24 protein-coding genes are annotated in these 24,689 nt (G+C 56.9%); 3 read left to right on the top strand and 21 right to left on the bottom strand.

The features are described 5' to 3' along the window. Positions 1-50: 50 nt before the first annotated feature. The 21 genes from glmS to rpmH all read right to left on the bottom strand — a co-directional run bounded on the left by glmS (position 51) and on the right by rpmH (position 20,329). Positions 51-1,883 (bottom strand): glutamine--fructose-6-phosphate transaminase (isomerizing), encoded by a 1,833-nt coding sequence (gene glmS / locus E3W21_RS16775; protein WP_134421072.1) that lies wholly within the window; start codon positions 1,881-1,883, stop codon positions 51-53. Between the two features lies 1 nt (position 1,884). Beyond that, positions 1,885-2,664 carry a DeoR/GlpR family DNA-binding transcription regulator gene (locus tag E3W21_RS16780; RefSeq protein ID WP_178084143.1) on the bottom strand — a complete coding sequence of 260 codons (780 nt, stop codon included), beginning with the start codon at positions 2,662-2,664 and terminating at the stop codon, positions 1,885-1,887. Positions 2,665-2,862: 198 nt separating this feature from the next. Then, positions 2,863-4,230 (bottom strand): bifunctional UDP-N-acetylglucosamine diphosphorylase/glucosamine-1-phosphate N-acetyltransferase GlmU, encoded by a 1,368-nt coding sequence (gene glmU / locus E3W21_RS16785; RefSeq protein WP_134421076.1) that lies wholly within the window; start codon positions 4,228-4,230, stop codon positions 2,863-2,865. 116 nt (positions 4,231-4,346) lie between these two features. Then, the gene (locus E3W21_RS16790; RefSeq protein ID WP_033059677.1) at positions 4,347-4,772 is read right to left on the bottom strand and encodes a F0F1 ATP synthase subunit epsilon; all 426 of its coding nucleotides are present in this window, start codon (positions 4,770-4,772) and stop codon (positions 4,347-4,349) included. A gap of 45 nt (positions 4,773-4,817) precedes the next feature. After that, positions 4,818-6,197, bottom strand: coding sequence for a F0F1 ATP synthase subunit beta (gene atpD / locus E3W21_RS16795; RefSeq protein WP_033059678.1), 1,380 nt, complete (start codon positions 6,195-6,197; stop codon positions 4,818-4,820). Between the two features lie 27 nt (positions 6,198-6,224). Beyond that, entirely contained in the window at positions 6,225-7,085 is an 861-nt protein-coding gene (atpG, locus tag E3W21_RS16800) for a F0F1 ATP synthase subunit gamma (RefSeq protein WP_123367463.1), read from the bottom strand. 50 nt (positions 7,086-7,135) lie between these two features. After that, positions 7,136-8,680, bottom strand: coding sequence for a F0F1 ATP synthase subunit alpha (gene atpA, locus E3W21_RS16805; protein WP_033059681.1), 1,545 nt, complete (start codon positions 8,678-8,680; stop codon positions 7,136-7,138). A gap of 21 nt (positions 8,681-8,701) precedes the next feature. Beyond that, a complete protein-coding gene (locus tag E3W21_RS16810) occupies positions 8,702-9,238 on the bottom strand; it encodes a F0F1 ATP synthase subunit delta (protein ID WP_033059683.1) in 537 nt (178 codons plus the stop codon). A 12-nt stretch (positions 9,239-9,250) separates the two neighbouring features. Then, positions 9,251-9,721: a F0F1 ATP synthase subunit B gene (locus E3W21_RS16815; RefSeq protein WP_046044927.1), complete on the bottom strand. Its 471-nt coding sequence runs from the start codon at positions 9,719-9,721 to the stop codon at positions 9,251-9,253. Positions 9,722-9,777: 56 nt separating this feature from the next. Then, positions 9,778-10,035: a F0F1 ATP synthase subunit C gene (gene atpE / locus E3W21_RS16820; protein ID WP_002555987.1), complete on the bottom strand. Its 258-nt coding sequence runs from the start codon at positions 10,033-10,035 to the stop codon at positions 9,778-9,780. Positions 10,036-10,169: 134 nt separating this feature from the next. After that, complete coding sequence (gene atpB, locus E3W21_RS16825; protein WP_134421078.1) at positions 10,170-11,039, bottom strand: F0F1 ATP synthase subunit A; 870 nt, start codon at positions 11,037-11,039, stop codon at positions 10,170-10,172. A 16-nt stretch (positions 11,040-11,055) separates the two neighbouring features. Next, the gene (locus tag E3W21_RS16830) at positions 11,056-11,463 is read right to left on the bottom strand and encodes a F0F1 ATP synthase subunit I (protein ID WP_007948092.1); all 408 of its coding nucleotides are present in this window, start codon (positions 11,461-11,463) and stop codon (positions 11,056-11,058) included. Positions 11,464-11,611: 148 nt separating this feature from the next. After that, positions 11,612-12,484 (bottom strand): ParB/RepB/Spo0J family partition protein, encoded by an 873-nt coding sequence (locus E3W21_RS16835; protein WP_129439758.1) that lies wholly within the window; start codon positions 12,482-12,484, stop codon positions 11,612-11,614. Positions 12,485-12,493: 9 nt separating this feature from the next. Beyond that, on the bottom strand, positions 12,494-13,291 hold the full coding sequence (locus E3W21_RS16840) for a ParA family protein (RefSeq protein ID WP_008155709.1): 798 nt from the start codon (positions 13,289-13,291) through the stop codon (positions 12,494-12,496). Positions 13,292-13,309: 18 nt separating this feature from the next. After that, positions 13,310-13,954, bottom strand: coding sequence for a 16S rRNA (guanine(527)-N(7))-methyltransferase RsmG (gene rsmG, locus E3W21_RS16845; protein ID WP_134421080.1), 645 nt, complete (start codon positions 13,952-13,954; stop codon positions 13,310-13,312). Next, the gene (gene mnmG / locus E3W21_RS16850; RefSeq protein ID WP_134421082.1) at positions 13,951-15,849 is read right to left on the bottom strand and encodes a tRNA uridine-5-carboxymethylaminomethyl(34) synthesis enzyme MnmG; all 1,899 of its coding nucleotides are present in this window, start codon (positions 15,847-15,849) and stop codon (positions 13,951-13,953) included. Before mnmG ends, rsmG begins: the two co-directional genes overlap by 4 nt. A 551-nt stretch (positions 15,850-16,400) precedes the next feature. Then, the gene (gene mnmE / locus E3W21_RS16860) at positions 16,401-17,771 is read right to left on the bottom strand and encodes a tRNA uridine-5-carboxymethylaminomethyl(34) synthesis GTPase MnmE (protein WP_134421084.1); all 1,371 of its coding nucleotides are present in this window, start codon (positions 17,769-17,771) and stop codon (positions 16,401-16,403) included. 79 nt (positions 17,772-17,850) lie between these two features. Further along, entirely contained in the window at positions 17,851-19,536 is a 1,686-nt protein-coding gene (gene yidC / locus E3W21_RS16865) for a membrane protein insertase YidC (protein ID WP_129439752.1), read from the bottom strand. A gap of 2 nt (positions 19,537-19,538) precedes the next feature. Continuing rightward, entirely contained in the window at positions 19,539-19,784 is a 246-nt protein-coding gene (gene yidD / locus E3W21_RS16870) for a membrane protein insertion efficiency factor YidD (protein ID WP_074872215.1), read from the bottom strand. Then, complete coding sequence (gene rnpA, locus E3W21_RS16875; RefSeq protein WP_031319201.1) at positions 19,777-20,178, bottom strand: ribonuclease P protein component; 402 nt, start codon at positions 20,176-20,178, stop codon at positions 19,777-19,779. Before rnpA ends, yidD begins: the two co-directional genes overlap by 8 nt. A 16-nt stretch (positions 20,179-20,194) precedes the next feature. Continuing rightward, positions 20,195-20,329, bottom strand: coding sequence for a 50S ribosomal protein L34 (gene rpmH, locus E3W21_RS16880; RefSeq protein WP_003213577.1), 135 nt, complete (start codon positions 20,327-20,329; stop codon positions 20,195-20,197). A gap of 567 nt (positions 20,330-20,896) precedes the next feature. Between rpmH and dnaA the strand changes: the two genes are divergently transcribed. The 3 genes from dnaA to recF are packed head-to-tail and all read left to right on the top strand — an operon-like array spanning position 20,897 to position 24,684. Further along, entirely contained in the window at positions 20,897-22,417 is a 1,521-nt protein-coding gene (dnaA, locus tag E3W21_RS16885) for a chromosomal replication initiator protein DnaA (protein ID WP_129439750.1), read from the top strand. A 39-nt stretch (positions 22,418-22,456) separates the two neighbouring features. Beyond that, positions 22,457-23,560 carry a DNA polymerase III subunit beta gene (gene dnaN / locus E3W21_RS16890; protein WP_017341709.1) on the top strand — a complete coding sequence of 368 codons (1,104 nt, stop codon included), beginning with the start codon at positions 22,457-22,459 and terminating at the stop codon, positions 23,558-23,560. Between the two features lie 20 nt (positions 23,561-23,580). Next, positions 23,581-24,684 (top strand): DNA replication/repair protein RecF, encoded by a 1,104-nt coding sequence (recF, locus tag E3W21_RS16895; protein WP_134421086.1) that lies wholly within the window; start codon positions 23,581-23,583, stop codon positions 24,682-24,684. Positions 24,685-24,689 lie beyond the last annotated feature (5 nt).

The following is a 24,689-nucleotide window of genomic DNA, read 5'->3' on the forward strand; positions in this document are numbered from 1 at the left end:
ATCGCAACCGTAGGCTGCGATTTTTAATGTTTCCATCACCTGTGGATAACTTATTCCACCGTCACCGACTTCGCCAGGTTACGCGGCTGATCAACGTCGGTGCCCTTCAACACGGCAACGTAATACGAGAGCAACTGCAGCGGAATCGTGTAGAGGATCGGCGACAGGATGTCGTGGATGTGCGGCATTTGCACAACATGAGTGCCTTCGCCATTGGTCATGCCAGCTTGTTCGTCTGCGAAGACGATCAGCTCGCCGCCACGGGCGCGGACTTCCTGGAGGTTGGATTTCAACTTCTCCAGCAGCTCGTTGTTCGGTGCCACGGTGACCACCGGCATGTCGTTATCCACAAGCGCCAACGGGCCGTGTTTCAGCTCGCCGGCCGGATAGGCTTCAGCGTGGATGTAGGAGATTTCCTTAAGCTTGAGCGCCCCTTCCATTGCCACCGGGAATTGCGCGCCACGACCGAGGAACAGGGTGTGGTTTTTCTCGGCGAACAGCTCGGCGATTTTTTCGACGGTGCCGTCCATGGCCAGGGCTTCGCCGAGGCGGGTTGGCAGGCGACGCAGTTCTTCAACCAATGTGGCTTCGACGCCTTTGGCCAACGTGCCGTGAACCTGACCCAGGGACAAGGTCAGCAACAGCAGACCGACCAACTGAGTGGTAAAGGCTTTGGTCGAGGCCACGCCAATTTCGCGACCGGCCTGGGTCAGCAGAGTCAGATCGGATTCACGCACCAGTGAGCTGATGCCGACGTTGCAAATCGCCAGGCTGGCGAGGTAACCCAACTCTTTGGCGTTACGCAGAGCGGCCAGGGTGTCGGCGGTTTCGCCGGACTGGGAGATGGTCACGAACAGGGTGTCGGCCTGCACCACCACCTTGCGGTAGCGGAACTCGCTGGCGACTTCGACCTGGCACGGGACGCCGGCCAGTTCTTCGAGCCAGTACCGGGCAACCATGCCCGCGTGGTAACTGGTGCCGCACGCGACGATCTGCACGTTGCGCACTTTGGCGAACAGCTCGGCAGCCTGTGGACCGAACGCTTGCACAAGCACTTGATTCTGGCTAATGCGACCTTCCAGAGTGCGCTGCACCACGGCCGGTTGCTCGTGAATTTCCTTGAGCATGAAGTGGCGGAATTCGCCCTTGTCGGCGGCTTCGGCGCCATCGCGGTACTGCACCGATTCACGTTCGACCACTTGGCCGCTCACGTCCCAGATCTGCACGCTGTCGCGGCGAATTTCGGCGATATCGCCTTCTTCCAGGTACATGAAGCGGTCAGTGACCTGGCGCAGGGCCAACTGATCGGAAGCCAGGAAGTTTTCACCCATACCCAGACCGATGACCAGCGGGCTGCCGCTGCGGGCGGCGACCAGACGATCCGGCTGCTGAGCGCTGATGACCGCCAAACCGTAAGCACCGTGCAGCTCTTTGACAGTAGCCTTCAGGGCCACGGTCAGATCCGGCAGATCCTTGAGTTTATGGTTCAACAGGTGAGCAATGACTTCGGTGTCGGTGTCCGAGGTGAACACGTAACCCAAGGCTTTCAGTTGCTCGCGCAGGGCTTCGTGGTTCTCGATGATGCCGTTGTGCACCACCGCCAGATCACCGGAGAAATGCGGGTGAGCGTTGCGCTCGCACGGCGCACCGTGAGTGGCCCAGCGGGTGTGGGCGATACCCAGGCGGCCGGCCAGCGGTTCTTCGGCCAGCGCCAGTTCCAATTCACTGACCTTGCCCGGGCGCCGCAGGCGCTCAAGCTTTTGGTCATGGGTGTAGACCGCTACACCGGCACTGTCATAGCCACGGTATTCAAGGCGCTTCAGGCCTTCGAGCAGGATGGCGGTGATATTACGTTCTGCAACTGCGCCGACAATTCCACACATGCTATTTCTCCTGATTGACAGCCGCGAGGATCAAGTTGATTCCGCGGGCCTGAATCTGATCCCGTGCCTCAAGCGGCAGGCGATCATCGGTAATAAGGGTATGGACGCTGCTCCAGGGCAGCTCCAGGTTGGGAATCTTGCGGCCGATCTTGTCGGCCTCCACCATGACAACCACTTCCCGGGCGACTTCAGCCATGACCCGGCTCAGTCCCAGCAGTTCGTTGAAGGTGGTGGTACCACGAACCAGGTCGATGCCATCGGCACCGATGAACAACTGGTCGAAATCGTAAGAGCGTAGGACCTGCTCCGCCACCTGTCCCTGAAAGGACTCGGAATGCGGGTCCCAGGTGCCGCCGGTCATCAACAGTACCGGCTCATGCTCAAGTTCACTCAAGGCATTGGCGACATGCAGGGAGTTGGTCATCACGACCAGGCCCGGCTGCTGGCCGAGTTCCGGAATCATCGCCGCCGTGGTGCTGCCGCTGTCGATGATGATCCGCGCATGCTCACGAATTCGTGTGACGGCAGCGCGGGCGATGGCCTGCTTGTATTTGGACACCGGTTGACCAAGGTCGGCCACCAGCTCTTGAGGCAGGGTAATCGCTCCGCCATAACGGCGCAGCAGCAAACCATTAGTCTCAAGCGCCGCGAGATCCTTGCGGATCGTAACTTCCGACGTTTCGAAGCGCTTGGCCAGCTCATCCACACTGACTTCGCCCTGCTCATTGAGCAAGGCGAGGATGTTGTGACGGCGTTGAGGTGTATTGCGTTTCGACATGATCTGGTAAGTTTCGATTCGAAAGATAACGGAAGCAATCAGAACCTATTGGCGAAACTTCGTCAAGCGTGGGGCGATAAAAAGACCTGTGGATAACCCATAAAAAGATCGCAGCCTTCGGCAGCTCCTACAGGGAATTCGTGTCACTCTGTAGGAGCTGCCGAAGGCTGCGATCTTTTGATCTTTCAATCTGTGGATAACTCAGCCCTTCTTGATTTTCTCAGGCCGCTTCCAGCCATCGATATTCTTCTGCCGCGCACGACCCACGGCCAACTGCGCGTTATCCACATTCTGCGTAATGGTCGAACCCGCCGCCGTGGTCGCACCCGAAGAGATATCCACAGGCGCAACCAACGAGTTGTTGGAACCGATGAACACATCTTCACCCAGCACGGTTTTCCACTTATTGGCACCGTCGTAGTTGCAGGTGATGGTGCCCGCGCCGATGTTGGTACGCGCGCCGATCTCGGCATCACCCAGATAGGTCAGATGACCGGCCTTGGCGCCTTCGCCCAAGTGAGCGTTTTTCAACTCAACAAAGTTACCCACATGGGCGCGTGCTTCCAGCACAGTACCTGGACGCAAACGAGCGAACGGGCCGGCATCGCTGCCTTCGCCGAGAACCGCGCCTTCGATGTGGCTGTTGGCCTTGATCACCACACCTTTGCGCAGGGTGCTGTCCTTGATCACGCAGTTCGGGCCGATCACCACATCGTCCTCGATAACGACCTTGCCTTCGAGGATCACGTTGATGTCGATCAGCACGTCGCGGCCGACGGTGATTTCACCGCGCACATCAAAACGAGCCGGGTCACGCAGGGTCACGCCCTGAGCCATCAACCGACGACCAGCGCGCAGCTGATAGTGACGCTCAAGCTCGGAAAGCTGCTTGCGGTCGTTGGCGCCCTGCACTTCCATGGCGTCGTGGGGTTGCTCGGTTGCCACCACCAGACCGTCGCTGACTGCCATGGCGATCACGTCGGTCAGGTAGTACTCGCCCTGGGCGTTATTGTTCGATAGACGGCTCATCCAGCCAGCCAATTGCGCGAACGGCAGCGCCAGAATGCCGGTGTTGCCTTCAGTGATCGCTCGTTCGGCTTCGTTGGCGTCCTTCTGCTCGACGATGGCTGTCACTTTGCCGTCGGCGTCGCGGACGATGCGGCCATAGCCGGTCGGGTCGTCCAGTTCTACTGTCAACAAGCCCAGTTGCTGCGGCGCTACTTGCTTGAGCAGACGCTGCAGGGTCTCGACTTCGATCAATGGCACGTCACCATAAAGAATCAGGACGGTGTCGGACTCAATAAAAGGCACCGCTTGAGCTACCGCGTGGCCAGTCCCAAGCTGTTTGTCCTGCAGGACGAAATTAAGATCATCAGCCGCCAGGCGCTCGCGCACTGCATCGGCGCCATGGCCGATGACGACGTGGATGCGCTGTGGATCAAGTTGCCGGGCGCTGTGGATAACATGGCCGAGCATCGAGTTGCCGGCAATCGGATGCAGAACCTTCGGCAGTGCCGAACGCATGCGAGTGCCCTGACCAGCAGCGAGGATAACGATTTCTAAAGACATGACTGGCTACCAATCCTGGGAGGTCAGCGGCTGCGACCAGGTTATGAATATCTAAAAAGAAAAAAGGGTAGCCGAAGCTACCCTTTTTAATCAATCGCACAACAAGCGGTGGCCTATTAGTGGCCGAACTTCTTGCGGATCTGCTGGACGGTGCGCAGCTGAGCTGTAGCCTCGGCCAGACGTGCAGCAGCAGAACCGTAATCGAATTCTGCACCACGGTCATGCAAGGCCTTCTCGGCAGCCTTAACGGCTTCCTGAGCGGAGGCTTCGTCCAGGTCGGCAGCACGTTGCACAGTGTCGGCAAGTACCTTGACCATGTTCGGCTGAACCTCGAGGAAACCGCCGGAGATGTAATACACCTCCTCTTCCCCGCCCTGCTTGATCAGGCGGATCGGGCCCGGCTTGAGATTAGTGATCAGCGGCGCGTGACCCAGGGCGATACCAAGATCACCCAGTGCACCGTGCGCAACCACCATCTCGACCAGGCCGGAGAAGATTTCCCCTTCCGCGCTGACGATATCGCAATGGACTGTCATAGCCATCTGATTGCCTCAACCTAAATTAGCGCCCGTTGCCGGGCGCCGGGATTACAGTTTCTTGGCTTTCTCGATCGCTTCTTCGATGCCGCCGACCATGTAGAACGCTTGTTCTGGCAGGTGGTCGTAGTCACCGTTGAGGATTCCTTTGAAGCCAGCAATGGTGTCTTTCAGGGAAACGTATTTACCCGAGGCACCGGTGAAGACTTCAGCCACGAAGAACGGCTGCGACAAGAAACGCTGGATCTTACGAGCACGGTTTACCAACTGCTTGTCGGCTTCCGACAGCTCGTCCATACCCAGGATCGCAATGATGTCCTTCAGTTCTTTGTAACGTTGCAGAACATACTGTACGCCGCGAGCGGTGTCGTAGTGGTCCTGGCCGATTACGTTCGGGTCCAGCTGGCGCGAAGTCGAGTCGAGTGGATCGACCGCTGGGTAGATACCCAAGGAAGCGATGTCACGGGACAGAACGACGGTGGCGTCCAAGTGGGCGAAAGTGGTCGCTGGCGACGGGTCAGTCAAGTCATCCGCAGGTACGTATACCGCTTGGATCGAAGTGATCGAACCGTTTTTGGTCGAAGTGATACGCTCTTGCAGAGTACCCATCTCTTCGGCCAGGGTCGGCTGGTAACCTACTGCGGAAGGCATACGGCCCAGCAGTGCGGATACTTCAGTACCGGCCAGGGTGTAACGATAGATGTTGTCGACGAACAGCAGAACGTCGTTACCTTCGTCACGGAACTTCTCGGCCATGGTCAGGCCGGTCAGTGCTACGCGCAGACGGTTACCCGGCGGCTCGTTCATCTGACCGTAAACCAGTGCCACTTTGTCCAGAACGTTGGAATCCTTCATCTCGTGGTAGAAGTCGTTACCCTCACGAGTACGCTCACCCACACCGGCGAACACGGAATAACCGCTGTGCTCGATGGCGATGTTACGGATCAGTTCCATCATGTTTACGGTTTTGCCTACACCGGCACCACCGAACAGACCGACTTTACCGCCCTTGGCGAACGGGCAAACCAGGTCGATAACCTTGATGCCGGTTTCCAGCAGGTCGTTGCCGCCAGCTTGTTCAGCGAAGGTTGGCGCAGGACGGTGAATGCCCCAGCGCTCTTCGGTGTCGATCGGGCCAGCTTCGTCGATCGGGTTGCCCAGTACGTCCATGATCCGGCCCAGGGTCGCTTTACCGACCGGTACGGAGATGGCTGCGCCGGAGTCTTTGACTTCCAGACCGCGCTTCAAGCCTTCGGTGGAACCCATCGCAATGGTACGAACCACGCCGTCGCCCAGCTGTTGCTGAACTTCCAGAGTGGTCCCTGCCGCGCTTTGTACCAACAGCGCGTTATAGATGCTCGGTACGCTGTCGCGTGGAAATTCCACGTCGATAACGGCGCCGATGATTTGAACGATACGTCCGCTACTCATAGCTGGATCCTCTGAATATTTGAACCGTTAAACCGCGGCAGCGCCGCCGACGATTTCCGAGATCTCTTGGGTGATCGCAGCCTGACGCGCCTTGTTGTAGACCAGCTGCAAATCGCTGATCAAATCACCGGCGTTGTCGGTAGCGTTCTTCATCGCGATCATCCGCGCAGCTTGTTCAGCCGCGTTGTTCTCGACCACCGCCTGGTAGACCTGCGACTCGACGTAACGGACCATCAAGCCGTCAAGCAGCTCTTTGGCATCCGGTTCGTAGAGATAGTCCCAGTGGTGCTTGAGCGATTGATCCGGGGTCGCCTCCAGTGGAATCAACTGCTCCACAGTAGGCTGTTGCGTCATGGTGTTGATGAACTTGTTGGACACCACGGACAGGCGATCAATACGGCCGTCCAGGTAGGCATCCAGCATCACCTTGACGCTGCCAATCAGATCATTGATCGACGGCTCTTCACCCAGGTGGCTGATAGCTGCAACGACGTTACCGCCGAAGTTGCGGAAGAAAGCCGCACCCTTGCTACCAACAACACACAGATCGATCTCGACGCCGTTTTCGCGGTTTACCGCCATGTCCTTGACCAGGGCCTTGAACAGGTTGGTGTTCAAGCCACCACACAGACCACGGTCACTGCTCACTACGACATAACCGACGCGCTTGATTTCACGCTCGATCATGAAGGGGTGGCGATATTCCGGGTTAGCGTTGGCCAAATGACCAATAACCTGGCGGATGCGCTCCGCGTAAGGACGGCTAGCAGACATACGCATTTGTGCCTTGCGCATTTTGCTGACCGCCACTTTTTCCATGGCGCTGGTAATCTTTTGCGTGCTTTTGATGCTCGCAATCTTACTGCGAATCTCTTTTGCGCCTGCCATGTAACACCTATCAGGTTAGCAAGCGGGAGCCTTGCGGCTCCCGCTGCGGCTTACCAGGTTTGGGTGGCCTTGAACTTCTCGATACCGGCTTTCATGCCAGCGTCGATTTCGTCATTGAAGTCACCCTTCACGTTGATCTTCGCCATCAATTCGGCGTGATCGCGGTTGAAGAAAGCAATCAGCGCTTGTTCGAAGCTGCCGATCTTGGCGATTTCAACGTCAGTCAGGAACCCACGCTCAGCGGCATACAGCGACAGCGCCATGTCAGCGATCGACATTGGTGCGTATTGCTTCTGCTTCATCAGCTCGGTAACGCGCTGACCATGCTCAAGTTGCTTCCGGGTCGCTTCGTCCAGGTCAGAAGCGAACTGGGCGAATGCCGCCAGTTCACGGTACTGAGCCAGAGCGGTACGGATACCACCGGAGAGCTTCTTGATGATCTTGGTCTGAGCGGCACCACCCACACGGGATACCGAAACACCGGCGTTCACAGCAGGACGGATCCCGGAGTTGAACATGGCCGATTCCAGGAAGATCTGACCGTCGGTGATGGAAATCACGTTGGTCGGAACGAACGCGGAAACGTCGCCAGCCTGGGTTTCGATGATCGGCAGTGCGGTCAGGGAACCGGTTTTGCCGGTCACTGCGCCATTGGTGAACTTCTCTACGTACTCTTCCGAAACGCGGGATGCGCGCTCCAGCAGACGGGAGTGGAGATAGAACACGTCGCCTGGGTAAGCTTCACGGCCTGGTGGACGGCGCAGCAGCAGGGAAATCTGGCGGTAAGCCACTGCTTGCTTGGACAGATCGTCATAAACGATCAGCGCGTCTTCACCGCGGTCGCGGAAGAACTCACCCATGGTGCAACCGGAGTACGGTGCCAGGAACTGCAGTGCTGCAGATTCCGAAGCGCTCGCGGCAACGACGATGGTGTTAGCCAGTGCGCCGTTTTCTTCCAGCTTGCGAACCACGTTAGCGATGGTCGATTGTTTCTGACCGATAGCTACGTAGACGCAGAAAATACCGCTGTTTTTCTGGTTGATGATCGCGTCGATCGCCAGAGCGGTTTTACCGATCTGACGGTCACCGATGATCAGCTCACGCTGGCCACGGCCGACAGGAATCATGGCATCGACAGCCTTGTAGCCAGTCTGTACAGGCTGGTCTACCGACTTACGCCAGATCACGCCTGGAGCAACTTTCTCGACCGCATCGGTCTCGGTGTTGTTCAGCGGACCTTTGCCGTCAACTGGGTTACCCAGTGCGTCGACTACGCGACCCAGCAGTTCCTTACCAACCGGAACTTCGAGGATGCGGCCAGTGCACTTGGCGCTCATGCCTTCAGCCAGAGACTGGTAAGAGCCCAATACAACGGCACCTACAGAGTCTTGCTCCAGGTTGAGAGCCATACCGAAGACGCCGCCCGGAAACTCGATCATCTCGCCGTACATTACGTCGGCCAGACCGTGAATCCGCACGATACCGTCAGATACGCTGACGACAGTGCCTTCGTTACGGGCTTGGGAGGTCACATCGAGCTTGTCGATGCGGCCCTTGATAATTTCACTTATTTCGGAAGGATTGAGTTGCTGCATTGCTCTGCTGCCCCTTCAAACTCAAGATTTCAATGCTTCGGCAAGGTTCGCGAGTTTGCCGCGAATCGAGCCATCGATTACCAGGTCGCCGGCGCGGATGATGACACCACCAATAAGGGTGGCATCCTCCGCAGCGTGCAGTCGCACTTCCCGGCCGAGCCGTGCACTGAGAACCTTGGCGAGTTTGTCTTGCTGTTCTTGGTTCAATGCAAAAGCACTGGTTACGTCCACGTCTACCGATTTCTCTTGTTCAGCCTTGTACAGGTCAAACAGAGCGGCGATCTCCGGCAAAAGCGGGAGACGGTCGTTTTCGGCAACGACGTGAATGAAATTCTGTGCCTTGGCATCGAACTTGTCGCCACACACGTCAATAAACGTGGTGGCCTTGTTTGCGCTCGTCAGTCGCGGGGCCTTGAGCACGCGCTGCATGGTGTCGTCTTGCGACACTGCCGCAGCCAGGCCGAGCATGGCTGACCAAGAGGCCAGTTGCTGGTGGGCCTGGGCGTGCTCGAAGGCTGCCTTAGCGTAAGGTCGGGCCAACGTGGTCAATTCTGCCATGATCGCCCTCGCTTAAATTTCAGCAGCCAGTTTGTTTACCAGCTCCGCGTGCGCGTTTTGATCGATTGTGGCACCCAGGATCTTCTCGGCGCCGCCAACGGCCAGAGCACCCAATTGGGCACGCAGCGCGTCTTTGACACTGTTCAGTTCCTGCTCGATCTCGGCCTGAGCCTGAACCTTCACACGGTCAGCGTCGATACGGGCTTTTTCAACGGCCTCATCGACGATCTGGTTACCGCGTTTCTTGGCTTGCTCAATGATTTCAGCTGCCTGAGCTTTTGCTTCGCGCAGTTGATGACCCGCTTTCTCTTGGGCCAACTCCAGGTCGCGAGCTGCTCGGCTGGCAGCATCCAGTCCATCCGCGATCTTCTTCTGACGTTCGTGCAAAGCCGCGATGACCGGAGGCCACACGAACTTCATGCAAAACAGTACAAAAATGAAGAACGCAACGGACTGGCCAATCAGGGTTGCATTAATGTTCACGCCAACACCTCGCTCGTTCGTTGCACATCACACCAATTACTCGAAGGTTCGAGTAATTAGCCAGCGAGTTGACCAACGAATGGGTTCGCGAAGGTGAAGAACAGAGCGATACCAACACCGATCATGGTTACGGCGTCGAGCAGACCGGCAACGATGAACATTTTGACTTGCAGCATTGGAACCATCTCTGGCTGACGCGCTGCGCCTTCCAGGAACTTGCCACCCAACAGGCCGAAACCAATTGCGGTACCCAGTGCGCCCAGGCCGATCAACAGTGCAACAGCGATAGCGGTTAGACCAACTACAGTTTCCATCTTTCCTCCCGACTTTTACGTCGTATGGTTTAGGTTTTTTAGATTTTAAAGCGGTAAAACAAATCGTTTCATAGCCCTGTTCGGGCACCCACTCGTTTGACCGAGTGGGACATCAGACTAGTCTGAGACTGGTCTTAATGGTTCTCTTCGTGCGCCATCGACAGGTAAACGATGGACAGCATCATGAAGATAAACGCCTGCAGGGTGATGATCAGGATGTGGAACACAGCCCACGCCCACTGCAGAACTACGCCCAGGCCACTAAGCCAGAGCAGACCGCTGCCGAACATCACAGCAATCAGAATGAAGACCAGCTCGCCGGCGTACATGTTGCCGAACAGACGCAGCGCCAGGGAGATTGGCTTGGCAACCAGCGTCACGAACTCCAGCAGGAAGTTCACCGGAATCAGCAGGGCTTGAACGAAGATGTTCTTGCTGCCGAACGGGTGCAGGGTCAGTTCGCCGATGAAGCCGCCGATGCCCTTGACCTTGATGCTGTAGAAAATGATCAACGCGAATACCGACAGGGACATGCCCAGGGTCGCATTCGGGTCAGTGGTAGAAACAGCACGGAAGACCAGGTGCGGGTCGCCTGTAATGAAGGCAGCCAGCTTAGGAATCCAGTCAACCGGTACCAGGTCGACGGCGTTCATCAGGAACACCCAGACAAAAATCGTCAGAGCCAATGGCGCGATCAATGGATTACGGCCGTGAAAGGTATCTTTCACGCTGGTGTCGACGAACTCGATCAGAACCTCTACGAAGTTCTGCAGGCCGCCAGGCTGACCGGAAGTCGCCTTCTTTGCCGCCATGCGGAAAAGAAGAACGAAGATCAGACCCAACGCGACCGACCAGCCGAGGGTATCGACGTGGAAAGCCCAGAAGCCCATTTCTTTGGCTTCTGCTGCGGTGTGGGCAAAACCCCACCCGCCGGTTGGGTGCTGACCGAAGGTCAGGTTCTGTAAGTGGTGCTGGATATAGCCCGAAGCGGTTGTCTCTGCCATGGTTGCCTCAAACGCCCTAAGGTCTCGAAAGTCTTGTTCTCATCAGCAGGGGCGCGAACCAGCTGACCAGTTGGGTCAACACGAAGACGCCGAATACAGCTAGCGGCGCCAATGGCTTCACACCTGCAAACGTCAATGCAAAGAGCACTGCCGTCAAAATTAGTTTGCCCGCCTCGCCAGCATAAAAAGACCGGACGATGGCTTGAGCTGCTCGGGCGCCGGAAAACCGAAATGCCCTGTGAGCGAAATAAACATTGGGCAGCAAGGCTATCAGGCCTCCGCAAAGTCCTGAGTACCCGGCAACGACTCCATGCCAGTACCAGAGCGCCAAAGCGGCCAGTACCAAAACGACAAATTGAGCCAGTAAGACCGGAAAAACTGCCAGGCGATGGAACGGCAAGCGGTTTGGCGTGCGGCTTTCCATCGTTTTTGCTCCCCAATGATCGGCTGCCATAATTCAATAACTTGGCATAATTTGTGCCGACAAAATGCGCGCAGAGTATAGGGGCGGTTCTGCCCCTATTCAACTGTCAGGTAGTGATTTCCGACTCCACGCTACATGAGGAAATGTTTCAGCGGATGTGTGCAAGTACACCTTGAAGCTCATCCAGGGAGTTGTAACCGATCACCAACTGCCCCTTCCCCTTTTTCCCGTGGCGAATCTGCACCGCAGAGCCTAGGCGCTCAGCCAGACGCTGTTCGAGTCGTGCAATATCCGGGTCCTGCTTTACCGGTTCAGCAGGTTCGTGTTTACCACTCAACCACTGGCGAACCAGTGCTTCAGTCTGGCGTACAGTCAGCCCCCGTGCGACAACGTGTCGCGCCCCTTCAACCTGTTGATTTTCCGGTAAACCGAGCAAAGCACGGGCATGACCCATTTCCAGGTCGCCGTGAGACAGCATGGTTTTGATGACTTCCGGCAACGCGATCAAGCGTAGCAGGTTGGCCACGGTCACGCGGGATTTGCCCACCGCTTCGGCCACTTGTTGCTGCGTCAGCTGGAATTCCTGCTGCAAACGCTGCAAAGCCACCGCTTCTTCGATCGGATTGAGGTCTTCGCGCTGGATGTTCTCGATTAGCGCCATGGCGATTGCGGTTTCATCCGGCACATCGCGAACCATCGCCGGGATGGTTTCCTGGCCAGCCTGCTGGCTGGCGCGCCAGCGGCGTTCACCGGCGATGATTTCGAAGCGACCGCTGCCAATCGGACGAACCACGATCGGCTGCATCACACCCTGAGCCTTGATCGACTGCGCCAACTCTTCCAGCGCCTGAGGATCCATGTCCCGCCGCGGCTGGTACTTGCCGCGCTGGATCAGGTCCAGGGGCAGGTGCTGCAGCTCACGCTGATCAGCCTGCACCGCTTGTTCTTCCAGCGAGCTGACAGTCGGACCACTCAGCAGTGCATCCAGTCCACGTCCGAGACCTCGTTTCTTGACGGCCATGGGGATTCCTTAAGTTGCCTGAGCAGCGGCAGTGCGTGAGTTTTTGCGTTGACGACGAACCATCTCGCCCGCCAATGCCAGATAGGCAATGGCGCCCCGCGATGATTTGTCGTACGCCAGCGCCGGCATGCCATAGCTTGGTGCTTCAGCCAGGCGGATGTTGCGCGGAATCACCGTGTCGTAGAGCTGCTCGCCGAAGTGTTCCTTGAGCTGCGCCGAAACATCGTTCATCAGGCTCAGGCGCGGGTCATACATCGTCCGCAACAGGCCTTCGACTTTCAGGTTAGGGTTCAGCAACTCAGCGATGCGCTTGATGTTATCCACAAGGTCGCTCAAGCCTTCGAGCGCGAAGTACTCGCACTGCATGGGGATAATCACCCCGTCAGCCGCAACCAGTGCGTTAAGCGTGAGCATCGACAACGACGGCGGACAGTCGATCAAAATGTAATCGTAGTTTTCACGGATCGGCGCCAACGCACTGCGCAGGCGGCTTTCCTTCATCTGCATTTCCAGCAGAACCACTTCGGCCGCGGTCAGGTCGCGGTTGGCCGGCAGCAGTTGGTAACCACCGTGCTCGGAATAGTGCATGGCCTGGGCCAGATCGCATTCGCCGATCAGCAGGTCGTAGACCGAGTTCTCCAGGCCGTGTTTATCCACACCGCTACCCATGGTGGCGTTGCCTTGTGGATCGAGATCGATCAACAGCACCCGGCGCTTGGTAGCGACCAGGGAAGCTGCGAGGTTGATACAGGTGGTGGTCTTGCCCACACCACCCTTTTGGTTCGCTATCGCGAATACCTTAGCCATTCTTGCTTGTGTTCCCAATCATGCCGTGCGGCGCAGTATCAGCAGATGGCGTTGGCCTTGGCAACCGGGTACGGCCAGGGCGTGTTCGCTATCGAGGTGGAAGTCTGCCGGCAATGCTACCAGCTCATCGGCGGGATGAACGCCCTTCATTGCCAGCCAACGCGTATCGTTGTCGCCGAGGTGGCGAGTCCAGTTGCTGAAGTTCTCCATGCTGCTGAACGCCCGGGAGATGATCCCGTTGAATGGCTGATCAGGCTGAAAAGCTTCGACGCGACTGTGGATAACTTGCAGGTTATCCAGTTTGAGTTCGAGTTTGACCTGGGTCAGGAAGCGGGTTTTCTTGCCGTTGCTGTCCAGGCAGGTCACTTGGGACTCTGGAAACAGGATGGCCAACGGAATACCCGGCATGCCACCACCGCTGCCGACGTCCAGCCATCGACCGTTTTCGACGAACGACATCACGCTCAAACTATCGAGCAAGTGACGGGAAACCATTTCATCCGGATCGCGTACGGCAGTCAGGTTGTAAGCCTTGTTCCATTTTATCAACAGGGCCAGATAACCCAGCAGCTGCGCGTGTTGGGTTTCTGTCAGCGTGACACCGAGCTGGCGAGCACCTGTGGATAACTCTTCTGCGTGTTGCGAGGTGACCAACGAACTCAAGCGCTTTGCTCCAACTGACGGCCCGCGCCGCGTTTTTTCAAATGAATCATCAACAGCGAAATCGCTGCCGGCGTCACACCCGGGATACGCGACGCCTGGCCCAAAGTTTCTGGACGGGTCGCACCGAGCTTGCTCTGGATCTCTTTGGAGAGACCGGAGATATTCGTGTAATCGATATCCACAGGCAGTTTTGTGTCTTCGCTGGCCCGCAGACGAGCGATTTCATCCTGCTGACGATCGATGTAACCGGCGTATTTGGTCTTGATTTCGACCTGCTCGGCGACTTGTGGATCTTCTGCACCACCACCGGTCACGGCGATCAGACCAGCGTAGTCGATTTCCGGACGGCTCAGCAGGTTGAGCAAGTTGTATTCGTGGGTCAGCGGCGTGCCGAACTTCTCGGAAATCGCATCGCCTTGCTCGGTGCCCGGGCGAACCCAGGTACTTTTCAGGCGTTGCTCTTCCAGCGTGATGCTTTCACGTTTGGTGCAGAACGCAGCCCAACGCGCGTCATCCACCAGACCCAGTTCGCGACCTTTTTCGGTCAAGCGCAGGTCGGCGTTGTCTTCGCGCAGGATCAGGCGGTATTCGGCGCGGGACGTAAACATCCGATACGGTTCCTGGGTACCCAGGGTAATCAGGTCGTCGACCAACACTCCGATGTACGCCTCGTCGCGACGCGGACACCAGGCATCTTTGCCCTGAGCACGTAGTGCGGCGTTGGCCCCGGCCAGCAAACCCTGGGCGCCGGCTTCTTCGTACCCGGTGGTGCCGTTGATTTGCCCGGCGAAGAACAGACCGCCGATGACTTTGGTTTCCAGGTTGTACTTCAGGTCACGCGGGTCGAAGTAGTCGTATTCGATGGCGTAGCCCGGGCGAACGATGTGCGCGTTTTCCATACCGCGGATCGATTGCACGATCTGCAGTTGCACGTCGAATGGCAGGGATGTGGATATCCCGTTCGGGTACAGCTCGTTGGTCGTCAGGCCTTCCGGTTCGATGAAAACCTGATGGCTTTCCTTGTCGGCAAAGCGATGGATCTTGTCTTCGATCGACGGGCAGTAACGCGGGCCGATACCTTCGATCAACCCGGCATCGGAATACATCGGCGACCGATCCAGGTTGGCGGCAATGATTTCGTGGGTGCGGGCGTTGGTGTGGGTAATCCAGCAGCTGACCTGTTTCGGATGCTGTTCTTTGGAACCCATGAACGACATCACCGGGATCGGTGTATCGCCGGCTTGCTCGGTCATCACCGAGAAATCCACAGAACGACCGTCGATACGCGGCGGTGTACCGGTTTTCAGGCGACCAACGCGCAGCGGCAATTCACGCAAGCGATGCGCCAGGGCGATCGACGGCGGATCACCGGCACGGCCGCCGGAAAAATTCTGCAAGCCGATGTGGATAAGTCCACCGAGGAAGGTGCCAGTGGTCAGCACCACGGAGTCCGCGAAGAAACGCAGGCCCATTTGGGTGACAACACCGCGCACTTGTTCCTGCTCGACGATCAGGTCGTCGGCGGCCTGTTGAAATATCCACAGGTTCGGCTGGTTTTCAAGGATTTCGCGGACAGCGGCCTTGTACAGAACCCGATCAGCCTGAGCGCGGGTTGCACGCACGGCCGGGCCTTTGCGGCTGTTCAATACGCGAAATTGAATACCACCTTTATCGGTAGCCATGGCCATCGCGCCGCCGAGGGCATCGATTTCCTTGACCAGATGGCTTTTGCCGATCCCACCGATAGCGGGGTTGCAACTCATGGCACCGAGGGTTTCCACGTTATGCGTCAGCAACAGGGTTTTTGCACCCATGCGTGCTGAGGCCAGTGCTGCCTCGGTACCGGCATGACCGCCGCCGATGACGATCACTTCAAAACGGGAAGGGAAATCCACCACGCACCTCGTGCCTGCTTCAGTTAGGTAATCAGGAATAGTTTGAGCTCAGGTTTTTGGACCTGGGCGGCAAGTATAGGGACTTCGCCCTTCCTAAAGAACCCTTTGCACAAAATTTAACCAGCTGTGGAGAAGTCGCGGTTATAGAAATTAAAAAGAAAGAAATTTATTAAATCTTTGTTTTTATGTTTATTTCTACTGAAGCACATTTCTGTGGATAGATCTCTACAGGCCTTTATATTCAATGTGTACAGAGATTCAAAACCCTGTGGTCATGTGCCAAGGAGGCCCTTGGATAACCGGTTTAAGCCTGTGGATTAAAGGGATGCTTATCCACAGGGGCGGTTATCTTCAGTTTTGAGGCCCTGTTATCAACTGCCCTTAGAGGCAGTTATTCACAGGGCTTAATCCACAGAAAACTGCTGAATAAGCAAATACAGGGCACGGGAAATCCGCTCAAGCAGAAAGAATCTGCTCAGCACTGGAAGAGAATTCAAGAAAAGGAGGGAACAGACAGGCACGAATGGCCTGTCTGTGGACAACGGAGAGTGTTATTTACCGATACAGAAGCTAGAAAAGATCCGTCCCAGCAAGTCGTCGGAGCTGAATGCACCGGTGATTTCACCCAAAGCGTGTTGGGCTTGTCGCAAATCCTCGGCCAACAGTTCACCGGCCCCCGCCAGGGTCAGCTGTGCACGGCCGTGCTCAAGGGAAGCACTGGCGTGACGCAACGCTTCAAGGTGACGCCTGCGAGCACTGAAGCTGCTTTCCGAGGTCTGTTCGTAGCCCATGCAGGCCTTGAGGTGGTCGCGCAGCAATTCCAGCCCTTCACCTGCAGATTTGGCGCTCAGGCTGATGGTAACGTGGCCATCCTCGCTGACTTCCAGGGCAATGGCTTCGCCAGTGAGGTCAGCCTTGTTTCGGATCAGCGTGACTTTCGCCGGATCGGGACGGATCTCCAGAAATTCAGGCCATAACGCGAACGGATCAAGTGCCTCAGGAGCCGTAGCATCGACCACCAACAGCACGCGATCAGCCTCGCCGATTGCTTTCAGCGCCCGTTCGACACCGATTTTTTCTACCTGGTCGTCGGTATCTCGCAGACCTGCGGTGTCAACCACGTGCAGCGGCATACCATCGATGTGGATATGTTCACGAAGAATGTCCCGGGTGGTGCCGGCGATCTCGGTGACGATCGCGGCTTCACGACCGGCCAGTGCATTCAACAGGCTGGATTTACCGGCATTGGGCCGGCCCGCGATCACCACGGTCATCCCGTCACGCAGCAAGGCACCTTGCCCGGCTTCGCGTAGTACGGTGGATAACTCGCCACGCACTTTGTCGAGCATGCTCAGTACGTGACCATCGGCGAGGAAGTCGATTTCTTCTTCAGGGAAGTCGATCGCCGCTTCGACATAGATGCGCAGGCCAATCAATTGCTCGGTGAGGTTATGCACACGCTCGGAGAATGCGCCCTGCAAGGAACGCAGCGCATTTCGTGCAGCCTGTGCAGAACTCGCCTCGATCAAGTCAGCGATGGCCTCGGCCTGAGCCAGGTCGAGTTTGTCATTGAGGAACGCGCGCTCGCTGAATTCACCCGGCCGGGCCAACCGACAGCCCAATTCCAGGCAACGCTTGAGCAACATATCTAGAACTATCGGACCGCCATGGCCCTGGAGTTCCAGCACATCTTCACCGGTGAACGAGTTCGGGCCCGGAAAATACAGGGCGATACCTTGATCCAGCACCTCATCGTTTTCACTGAGGAACGGGCCGTAGTGGGCAAACCTTGGCTTGAGTTCACGACCGCTGAAGGCCTTGGCCGCAACACTCGCCAGCGGCCCGGAAATACGGACGATGCCCACACCCCCGCGACCTTGAGCGGTGGCGACGGCGGCGATGGTTTCACGAGGAACGCTCATAAACCGTTATCCAGACAAAAGTGACAGATAGCAAAACGCCCCACTAGGGGGCGTTTTGAGTGGTTATCCACAGTGTAAATCAGGCAGCTGCTTTGGTAGCCGCTTCGATCTTACGAGTGATGTACCACTGTTGGGCGATCGACAGGCAGTTGTTCACTACCCAGTACAGCACCAGACCAGCCGGGAACCACAGGAAGAAGAAGGTGAAGATGATGGGCATCAGCTTCATCACCTTGGCCTGCATCGGATCCGGAGGAGTCGGGTTCAGCTGCTGCTGGATGAACATGGTTGCACCCATGATGATCGGCAGAATGAAGAACGGATCCTTGATCGACAGGTCAGTAATCCACAGCATGAACGGCGCTTGGCGCATTTCAACGCTTTCCAGCAGAACCCAGTACAACGAAAGGAAAACCGGCATCTGCACGAGGATTGGCAAGCAACCACCCAGCGGATTGATCTTCTCTTTCTTGTACAGCTCCATCATGGATTGCGACATCTTCTGCCGGTCGTCGCCATGTTGCTCTTTCAGCGCCGCCAGTTTCGGTGCCACTGCACGCATGCGCGCCATGGATTTGTAGCTGGCAGCCGACAGAGGAAAGAAGATCCCTTTGATCAGCATGGTCAGGAAGATGATCGACCAGCCCCAGTTACCGACCAGCGCGTGGATGTGTTGCAGCAGCCAGAAAATTGGCTGGGCAATGAACCACAGGATGCCGTAGTCGACGGTCAGTTCCAGACCTGGGGACAACTCTTTCAGCACGGCCTGACTTTTCGGACCTGCGTACAGAACAGCGCTGGTCTCGGCTTTTGCACCTGGTGCGACAGTCATTGCCGGTGCGGTGTAGCCGATGATGTAGTTGCCTTTGCTGTCTTTACGGGTCTGGACGAGGTTGTTCTCGCCTTTCGCCGGAATCCACGCGGTCACGAAGTAGTGCTGCAACCATGCAACCCAACCACCGTTAACGGTTTCTTTGAGCTGAGCCTTGTCCATGTCCTTCATGGACACTTTCTTGTACGGCTCGTTACTTGTCCACAGGGCGGCGCCCAGGTAAGTCGCGGTGCCGGTGGCGGTGCTGGAAGAAGGATCGGAGCTGGCGTCACGCTTCAATTGCGCGAACATTGCACCGGACCAGGGCTGGGCACTCTGGTTATCGATCAGGTAGGAAACGGTTACGTCGTACAGGCCACGTTTCAGGGTGAAACGCTTGATGTAGTTGACGCCGTCCTTGCTGAACTTCAGGTCTGCGACCAATTGGTCCTGACCGTCAGCCAGTTGGTAAATCTTCTTCTCCGAGGAGTAAACCGGACGGCCGGCAGGACTTGCGTCCGGACCGTTGGTGCCGATCAGACCGCTCTGGGCCAGATAAGTCCGCTCGTTGCCGTTATCGAACAACTGGAATGGAATTTCCGGATGGTCCTGGCGACGTGGATACAGCGGCAGCGTCAACTGCGCAACATCACCACCTTGTGGATCGATTGCCAGGTTGAGCACATCCGTTTTGATCTGGATGAGGTCTTTGCTTGCAGCTACTGGAGTTTCAGCAGGTGCAGTTGCACTGGTATCGCTTGCGGCGCGTGGAATGTCGTCACTGACAGAAGCATTATTGCCAGTCGCCGTATCCGGTAGGCCCGGTGCGGTAGTACTGGAAGCAACATTCTGAGTCGGCAGGGCAGCCTGGCCATAGTCCTGGTTCCATTTAAGAACCATAACGTAGGACACGATTGCCAGGGCGACGATCAGGATCGTGCGTTTGATATCCATGATTACTCGGCCATCGAAGAAGAACGGGAGGTAGGGATAGATGGAACCGGGTCATAACCACCGGGATTCCACGGATGACAGCGACCTAAACGACGAAAGGCCAGCCAGCCACCGCGCAGAAGGCCATGATTTTCTATGGCTTCATACGCGTAGCAGGAACAACTGGGGTAGAAACGACAGTGACTGGCCATCAGAGGACTAATGGCATAGCGATAAAACTGGATCGGAACGAGTGCCAGTTTACGCATCGGGACTGTCTACCCCTACAGTTTCGGTTTTGACTGCTGGTACCGGCGTGCTGCGTGCCAGACGCTTCCAGAGTTTGCCGAAATGCTGAATCAATTCGGGGTTTTCTACGTCACCCAAACCTTTGCGCGCGACGATAACTATGTCCCAGCCGGCCAGTGAGTCCTGGTTCAGACGGAACGATTCGCGCATCAGACGTTTGAGGCGATTGCGCTCGACGGAAAGCTTTACGCTCTTTTTCCCGATAACCAGCCCGAGACGGGGGTGATCAAGATCGTTGTTGCGCGCAAGGAGCAGGAGATTTTTCCCCGGAACCTTGCCGGTAGGGGAGTCAAAGACTGCCTTGAAATGCCGGGGAGTAAGCAGACGCTTTTCCCGACTGAAGTCCTGACTCACCTCCAGTGCCGGATTATCAAACTGCCAGACGCGCACGACCTTTGGCGCGACGACGCGACAGGACGGCACGACCGTTTTTGGTAGCCATGCGAGCACGGAAACCGTGGGTACGAGCGCGTTTGATAGTGCTTGGTTGGAAAGTACGTTTCATTGTCGTGTTACCTGGTTCGTCCACAACGGGCCGGAATGGCCCCCGTTTTAAGAGACCGGGGATTCTAGAGAAAGCAAGCCTCTAGGTCAATTTCCAACCAGCGATTCCTTATAAATAGATCTCCAGACGTTTTTCCTGCCGAGCTCCTTGGCTAGATATAGAAATTAAGAAGGAAAGTATTTAAAGCTTTTCTGTAAAGCTTATAAAAGCTAGGGACACGATCATCTGTGGATAACTGCCATCAGCCCTTTAAAGTCGTGATGTACAGAGAATGACAACTACGGTGGAAAACGGTGGTAACCCTGTGCTGCGCTGTCGGATAAGCTGTGTGTGAAAGAGGTACTTATCCACAGCGTGGTTATCCACCGGGTTTCGCCCCCACTTGTACAACGACCTTAGGCCCGGTTATCCACAGAGCTTATGCACAGACCGCTGGTCGTCTTTTTTTCGTATAAATCACTGATTCTTCATGGGAGTTGCACAACCTTCGTGTGGATAAGTCGGGGCTTGGTCGGCTACAATGGCGGCTTGTTTTTGCCTCACCGGCTTTCAACTTAGGGGATATCCGTGTCAGTGGAACTTTGGCAGCAGTGCGTGGAGCTTTTGCGCGATGAGCTGCCTGCCCAACAATTCAACACTTGGATCCGTCCACTACAGGTCGAAGCCGAAGGCGACGAGTTGCGTGTCTACGCACCGAATCGTTTTGTTCTCGACTGGGTCAACGAAAAGTACCTGGGCCGCGTCCTTGAACTGCTGGATGAGCATGGCAATGGCATGGCGCCGGCGCTGTCCTTATTAATAGGCAGCAAACGCAGTTCGGCACCGCGTGCCGCCCCGAATGCTCCGTTGGCCGCCGCTGCTTCACAGGCTCAGGCCGCTCAAGCACCTGTCAGCGCCCCGGCGCCAGCCCAGTTAGCCGCTCCGACCAAGCGTGCGACGCAAAAAGTTGCCGAGGTTAATGAAGAGCCATCGCGCGACAGCTTCGACCCGATGGCCGGGGCCAGTTCGCAACAAGCTCCGATTCGCGCCGAACAGCGTACGGTGCAGGTCGAAGGCGCGCTCAAGCACACCAGCTACCTGAACCGCACCTTCACCTTCGAAAACTTCGTCGAGGGCAAGTCCAACCAATTGGCTCGGGCTGCGGCCTGGCAAGTGGCGGACAATCCCAAGCACGGTTACAACCCGCTCTTCCTTTATGGTGGCGTCGGTTTGGGTAAAACCCACTTGATGCACGCTGTGGGTAACCACCTGTTAAAGAAGAATCCGAATGCCAAGGTTGTGTACCTGCATTCCGAGCGGTTCGTGGCCGACATGGTCAAGGCCCTGCAGCTGAACGCCATCAACGAGTTCAAGCGCTTCTACCGTTCGGTGGATGCATTGCTGATCGATGACATTCAGTTCTTCGCTCGCAAAGAACGTTCCCAGGAAGAGTTTTTCCACACCTTCAACGCCCTGCTTGAAGGTGGCCAGCAGGTCATTCTCACCAGTGACCGCTACCCGAAAGAAATTGAAGGCCTTGAAGAGCGCCTAAAATCCCGCTTCGGCTGGGGCCTGACGGTAGCCGTCGAGCCGCCGGAACTGGAAACCCGTGTGGCGATCCTAATGAAAAAGGCCGATCAGGCCAAAGTCGATCTGCCCCATGACGCCGCGTTCTTCATTGCCCAGCGTATTCGTTCCAACGTCCGTGAGCTGGAAGGCGCGCTCAAACGCGTGATCGCCCACTCGCACTTCATGGGCCGCGATATCACCATCGAGTTGATTCGCGAATCCCTGAAAGATCTGTTGGCACTGCAAGACAAACTGGTCTCTGTGGATAACATTCAGCGCACGGTCGCCGAGTACTACAAGATCAAGATCTCCGACTTGTTGTCCAAACGTCGTTCGCGTTCGGTAGCTCGTCCGCGTCAGGTCGCCATGGCGTTGTCCAAAGAACTGACCAACCACAGCTTGCCGGAAATCGGCGACGTGTTTGGCGGCCGGGACCACACGACTGTTTTGCACGCCTGCCGCAAGATCAACGAACTTAAGGAATCCGACGCGGACATCCGCGAGGACTACAAGAACCTGCTGCGTACACTGACCACTTGATGAACACCAGCGCAGCTTATTAAGGCAAGGGACTAGACCATGCATTTCACCATTCAACGCGAAGCCCTGTTGAAACCCCTGCAACTGGTCGCAGGCGTCGTCGAGCGCCGACAGACCTTGCCGGTGCTCTCCAACGTGCTGCTGGTTGTCGAAGGCCAGCAATTGTCGCTGACCGGTACCGACCTGGAAGTCGAGTTGGTCGGTCGTGTACAACTCGAAGAGCCTGCCGATCCAGGTTCCATCACTGTGCCTGCGCGCAAGCTGATGGATATCTGCAAAAGCTTGCCGAACGATGCGCTGATCGACATCAAGGTCGACGAGCAGAAGCTCGTGGTGAAGGCCGGCCGTAGCCGCTTCACCCTGTCGACCCTGCCGGCCAATGACTTCCCGACTGTGGAAGAAGGCCCCGGCTCGCTGACGTGCAGCCTTGAGCAAAGCAAACTGCGTCGTCTGATCGAGCGCACCAGCTTCGCGATGGCCCAGCAGGACGTGCGTTACTACCTCAACGGCATGCTGCTGGAAGTCTCGGCTGGCATCATCCGCGCCGTGGCCACCGACGGTCACCGTCTGGCCATGTGCTCGATGCAGGCTGATATCGGTCAGCCGGATCGCCATCAGGTCATCGTGCCACGTAAAGGTATCCTTGAGCTGGCGCGCCTGCTGACTGAGCCGGACGGCATCGTCAGTATCGTACTGGGTCAGCACCACATTCGTGCGACCACTGGCGAGTTCACCTTCACGTCGAAACTGGTCGACGGCAAATTCCCGGACTACGAGCGTGTTCTGCCTAAGGGCGGCGACAAGCTGGTACTCGGCGATCGTCAGGCCCTGCGTGAAGCGTTCAGCCGTACCGCGATTCTGTCCAACGAGAAGTACCGCGGCATCCGTCTGCAACTGGCCAATGGTCAACTGAAGATCCAGGCGAACAACCCGGAACAGGAAGAAGCGGAAGAAGAAGTGGGCGTCGAGTACAACGGCGGAAATCTGGAAATCGGCTTCAACGTGAGCTACCTGCTCGACGTGTTGGGCGTCATGACCACTGAGCAGGTTCGTCTGATCCTGTCCGACTCCAACAGCAGTGCGCTGGTGCAAGAGTCCGACAACGACGACTCGGCCTACGTTGTCATGCCGATGCGTCTGTAATCATGCTCAGCAGAAGCTAGATGTCCTTAAGTCGTGTCTCTGTCACCGCGGTGCGCAATCTGCACCCGGTGACCTTCTCCCCCTCCCCCCGAATCAACATTCTTTACGGCGCCAACGGCAGCGGCAAAACCAGTGTTCTGGAAGCCATTCATCTGCTGGGGCTTGCCCGTTCGTTTCGTAGCACCCGCCTGTTACCGGTCATCCAGTACGAGCAGCTCGCCTGTACGGTGTTTGGTCAGGTGGAGATGGCCGAGGGTGGGCACAGCGCCTTGGGGATCTCCCGAGACCGTCAAGGGGAGTTCCAGATTCGCATCGACGGGCAGAATGCTCGCAGCGCGGCGCAACTGGCGGAAATCCTGCCGCTGCAGTTGATCAACCCTGACAGTTTTCGATTGCTGGAAGGCGCACCGAAGATTCGTCGGCAGTTTCTCGACTGGGGCGTGTTCCACGTGGAACCACGATTCATGTCCACCTGGCAGCGCTTGCAGAAGGCCCTGCGCCAGAGAAACTCTTGGCTGCGGCATGGTACACTTGACGCCGTTTCGCAAGCGGTTTGGGACAGGGAACTGTGCCAGGCCAGCGCTGAAATTGATGAATACCGCCGCGCTTATATCAAAGCCTTGAAACCAGTCTTTGAACAGACCTTGAGCGAACTGGTTGAGCTCGAGGGCTTAACGCTCAGCTATTACCGAGGTTGGGACAAAGACCGCGAGTTGAGTGCAGTGCTCGCCGGGTCCCTTCAGCGGGACCAGCAAATGGGTCATACCCAAGCCGGACCACAGCGTGCTGATTTGCGTCTTAGATTGGGCGCACATAACGCCGCGGACATCTTGTCTCGCGGTCAGCAGAAGCTGGTGATCTGTGCATTGCGGATTGCCCAAGGGCACTTGGTCAGCCAGGCCCGACGAGGCCAGTGTATTTATCTGGTGGATGACCTGCCGTCCGAACTGGACGAGCACCACCGCCGCGCGCTTTGCCGCTTGCTGGAAGACTTACGCTGCCAGGTGTTTATCACCTGTGTAGATCACGAATTATTGAGGGAAGGCTGGCAGACGGATACGCCAGTCGCTCTGTTCCACGTGGAACAGGGCCGTATCACCCAGACCCACGACCATCGGGAGTGAAGGCA

This window comes from Pseudomonas sp. F01002, assembly GCF_004402115.1.
GTDB classification, from domain to species: Bacteria; Pseudomonadota; Gammaproteobacteria; order Pseudomonadales; family Pseudomonadaceae; genus Aquipseudomonas; species Aquipseudomonas frigoris.

Coding starts and splice junctions, on each gene's coding strand:
- dnaN (WP_017341709.1), top strand. CDS start 22,457: ATGCATTTCACCATTCAACGCGAAGCCCTGTTGAAACCCCTGCAACTG.
- atpA (WP_033059681.1), bottom strand. CDS start 8,680: ATGCAGCAACTCAATCCTTCCGAAATAAGTGAAATTATCAAGGGCCGC.
- atpD (WP_033059678.1), bottom strand. CDS start 6,197: ATGAGTAGCGGACGTATCGTTCAAATCATCGGCGCCGTTATCGACGTG.
- E3W21_RS16810 (WP_033059683.1), bottom strand. CDS start 9,238: ATGGCAGAATTGACCACGTTGGCCCGACCTTACGCTAAGGCAGCCTTC.
- glmU (WP_134421076.1), bottom strand. CDS start 4,230: ATGTCTTTAGAAATCGTTATCCTCGCTGCTGGTCAGGGCACTCGCATG.
- E3W21_RS16790 (WP_033059677.1), bottom strand. CDS start 4,772: ATGGCTATGACAGTCCATTGCGATATCGTCAGCGCGGAAGGGGAAATC.
- recF (WP_134421086.1), top strand. CDS start 23,581: ATGTCCTTAAGTCGTGTCTCTGTCACCGCGGTGCGCAATCTGCACCCG.
- mnmE (WP_134421084.1), bottom strand. CDS start 17,771: ATGAGCGTTCCTCGTGAAACCATCGCCGCCGTCGCCACCGCTCAAGGT.
- atpE (WP_002555987.1), bottom strand. CDS start 10,035: ATGGAAACTGTAGTTGGTCTAACCGCTATCGCTGTTGCACTGTTGATC.
- atpB (WP_134421078.1), bottom strand. CDS start 11,039: ATGGCAGAGACAACCGCTTCGGGCTATATCCAGCACCACTTACAGAAC.
- E3W21_RS16830 (WP_007948092.1), bottom strand. CDS start 11,463: ATGGAAAGCCGCACGCCAAACCGCTTGCCGTTCCATCGCCTGGCAGTT.
- rpmH (WP_003213577.1), bottom strand. CDS start 20,329: ATGAAACGTACTTTCCAACCAAGCACTATCAAACGCGCTCGTACCCAC.
- yidD (WP_074872215.1), bottom strand. CDS start 19,784: ATGCGTAAACTGGCACTCGTTCCGATCCAGTTTTATCGCTATGCCATT.
- glmS (WP_134421072.1), bottom strand. CDS start 1,883: ATGTGTGGAATTGTCGGCGCAGTTGCAGAACGTAATATCACCGCCATC.
- E3W21_RS16840 (WP_008155709.1), bottom strand. CDS start 13,291: ATGGCTAAGGTATTCGCGATAGCGAACCAAAAGGGTGGTGTGGGCAAG.
- E3W21_RS16835 (WP_129439758.1), bottom strand. CDS start 12,484: ATGGCCGTCAAGAAACGAGGTCTCGGACGTGGACTGGATGCACTGCTG.
- yidC (WP_129439752.1), bottom strand. CDS start 19,536: ATGGATATCAAACGCACGATCCTGATCGTCGCCCTGGCAATCGTGTCC.
- atpG (WP_123367463.1), bottom strand. CDS start 7,085: ATGGCAGGCGCAAAAGAGATTCGCAGTAAGATTGCGAGCATCAAAAGC.